This window comes from Pedobacter sp. 01T416_2 (assembly GCF_056398925.1).
Genome location: NZ_JBFTQI010000655.1, coordinates 1 through 3,402, shown reverse-complemented (window position 1 = coordinate 3,402; position 3,402 = coordinate 1). Strand labels below are relative to the sequence as shown.

2 protein-coding genes are annotated in these 3,402 nt (G+C 40.9%); one reads left to right on the top strand and one right to left on the bottom strand.

The annotated features are described in order from the left end of the window. A partial coding sequence (locus tag AC1DPQ_RS21880) for an amidohydrolase (protein ID WP_477610868.1) occupies positions 1-1,399 on the bottom strand: 1,399 nt, incomplete at its 3' end. A gap of 713 nt (positions 1,400-2,112) precedes the next feature. Here AC1DPQ_RS21880 and mutL point away from each other — a divergent pair. Continuing rightward, positions 2,113-3,402 (top strand): DNA mismatch repair endonuclease MutL (gene mutL, locus AC1DPQ_RS21875; protein WP_477610867.1); only part of this gene is annotated, 1,290 nt, incomplete at its 3' end.

The window sequence follows — 3,402 nt, the reverse complement described above, 5'->3', positions numbered from 1 at the left end:
TCGGAAAACCTTTTGCATCTTCTCTCACTGTTGCAGCATAAAACGTTAATAATGGATTAATGTTTTCGACCGGAAAATCAGTGCCCAAAGGAATCCAACCGTTCTGCTTTAACAATTGTTTGTAAGCATAGGCACTTTTTAACCTTTCGGCACCTAAACGCTGTCCGGCCCAGTACATATCGGAAGTGGCATGGGTAGGCTGAACGGATGGAACAATGCTGGCCTTTCCGAATAGATCAAAATCACCGGCATTCACTACCTGAGCATGCTCAATCCGCCAGCGCTGATCGTTTTTACCTTTTAAAATTTTATTGTAAATATTCAGGATTACCCTATTGGCCGAATCGCCAATGGCGTGGGTACACATCTGGAAATGATTGGCTGCGATCTGTTTGGCCACTTCTTCAAAGTGTTTTTGATCGCTCAATAAAAAACCTGTTTTATTTGGCATATCGCTATATGGGTGCAACAGGCAGGCCCCACGCGATCCCAAGGCACCATCGGCATAGACCTTAAAAGCCCGAACATTTAACCGATCGGTTTTGATCGGCCCGCGACTAAAAAGATATTTATAATTATCAGGCTCATCAGAAAGCATTACATAAAGCCTCATTTTAAGCTTGTTTTCTTTCTGCAGTTTTTCGATGAATTCGACAGCCAGATAACTTAAGCCACAATCATCAATGGTGGTTAAGCCTGCCGCGAAACAGTTTTTCTGTGCATCGATAAATATTTTTTCAGCCAGTTTAGCATCTGGTGATGGGATTTTACGCTCTACTAAAGCCACGGCATTATCGATTAAAACACCAGTTAACTTTCCGTTTTGGGTAAGCATATCGCCACCTACCAATTTCTGCTCGCCTTTTATGCCTGCATCATCTAAAGCTTTTTGGTTAGCAATGGCCGCATGGCCATCAATGCGGTTTAAAAATACCGGGCGATCAGGGAAAAGTGCCGTTAGTTTTTCATTTGTTGGGAAAGCTTTATTGTCCCAATCGTTTTGGTCCCAGCCATTGCCAATTAACCAACCATCGGGGTGCGTTTTGGCAAAGTCGGTTAAGCGCTTAAGCACTTCATCCCACGATTTTGTTTCTCTTAAATCAGCTGTCTGCAAACTTTGTCCGTAGCCATAAAAATGGGCATGAGCATCTATAAAACCTGGATAAATGGCCATGCCTTCGGCATTGATTTCTTCTTTGCCAGCATATTTGGCTTGAATATCATCACTTTTGCCAAGGGCCAAGATTCTACCATTCTTTACAGCGAAGGCTTCAACTGTTTCGAACTTTTTGTTTACGGTATAAACTTTAGCATTATAAACAACTACATCAGCTTCTTCTTTCCTGGCACAAGAAGAGAAGAGTATAGCTAGAAAAAGGCTGTATAAAATGGATTTCATATCGATAAAGATAGAAAATTGAAATCATTGCCTTTGTAAATTCGGTTTTACAGAGATGATTTGTACCATTGGTCTTAGCGTCTGGCTAAGACACCGTGACAATTAGTTTTTTGCCCTGATGCACACGGATAAACACGGATTTTCTACTCTAGGCCGTGATCTGTGTCTCCACAGGCCGTCTAAATAACAACTTTATTATCCGTTAATAGATCCTGAAACAAATCCGATAGCTATCGGATCAGGAGGACGGCTCATCGTAAACCAATCAATTGATTCCTGCGTTTATAGCTACTGGCCCAAGTGAAATAAACCCGATGGAAGCGGTATACTTTTTGGCGGTCACCCTGAGCGGAGTCGAAGGGCAGCCAAAAAGATACAGCGCACAGCGGGACTACCAGAACCGATTGGCACAGGAACCTGCTTTTCAAAAAAAATGAGACTTAAAAATGAATGCATAGATTATTCTCCTAATCGATAGTCTGTATTTCCATTTGCGTTATTCGTTTATCAGCACGGACCAGAGATTAAAAAAGAAAGTAATTTTTCATATTTTAAAGATCCTTCGACTACGCTCAGGATGACAACTTATGTGAAATTGTCTGCTTAGCAATTCAATCCTATTTACCAACAGTCATTTACATGTTGAGTTTTAAACAAATCGGGTTCTTTAAGCTTATTTTGCATAATTTAGCAAATTCACTTTGCCTTAATACATGACTGATATTATTCACTTATTGCCTGATGCTGTTGCCAATCAAATTGCTGCCGGAGAAGTTGTTCAACGACCTGCTTCTGCGGTAAAAGAATTGCTCGAAAATTCGATAGATGCAGGTGCAGATAAAATTCAACTGGTAGTAAAAGATGCCGGTAAGGCATTGATTCAGATTATAGATAACGGCTGTGGGATGAGCGTTACCGATGCCAGAATGTGTTTCGAACGCCATGCCACTTCGAAGGTAAAAAAAGCCGAAGATTTATTTGCCATCCGTACCATGGGTTTCCGTGGTGAGGCCATGGCTTCTATTGCGGCAATTTCGCAGGTAGAAATGAAAACCCGCAGGCATGAGGATGAAATCGGCACCTGTATCTCCATCGAAGGTGCACAGGTAACCAACCAGGAGCCCGTTGCCACCTCACCTGGGACACAGATTTCGATTAAAAATTTATTTTTCAATACGCCTGCCAGAAGGAATTTCCTTAAAAGTAATCCGGTAGAAATGCGCCATATTCTGGATGAATTTCAACGTGTAGCATTGGCGCACCCTGCTGTATTTTTTAGTCTGCACCATGATGGCACCGAGATTTTTAACCTGCCAAAAGGCAATTTAAAACAACGTATTGTCCACCTTTTTGGCAACAACTATAACGAACGCTTGGTTCCTGTTGAAGAGGAAACGACCATTATTAACTTAAAAGGCTATATCGGCAAACCTGCTTTTGCAAAGAAAACCAGGGGCGAACAGTTCTTTTTTGTGAATAACCGTTTCATTAAAGATCCGTATTTAAACCACGCGGTAAGTTCGGCTTTCGAAGATTTATTACCAGACGATAGTTATCCGCTGTATGTACTGTTTATAGAGATCGATCCATCAAAAATTGATGTAAACGTTCATCCCACTAAAACAGAGATTAAATATCTGGATGAAAAATCCATTTATGCAATCATGAAATCGGCAGTAAAACGTTCAATTGGCCGTTATAACATTTCGCCGACTTTAGATTTCGATCAGGAAACAGGTTTTAGCAATATGATTACCCATAAAGCGGTTGAAGATATTGTTCCACCAAGCATTAATTTCAATCCTGATTTTAATCCATTTGCCATCGATAGCAGTTCTACATCGGGTTACGCTTCATCACCAAGAAATTATGAAGCCAAACCGAGTGCTAAAAACTGGGGTTCGCTTTACGAAATAACTGAACAGCCAATTGTAGAACAAACCTCTATTTATGCTGACGAAACGGTTTTAGAAACCAAGCAAAAGCAGTACATGCAATTGCAC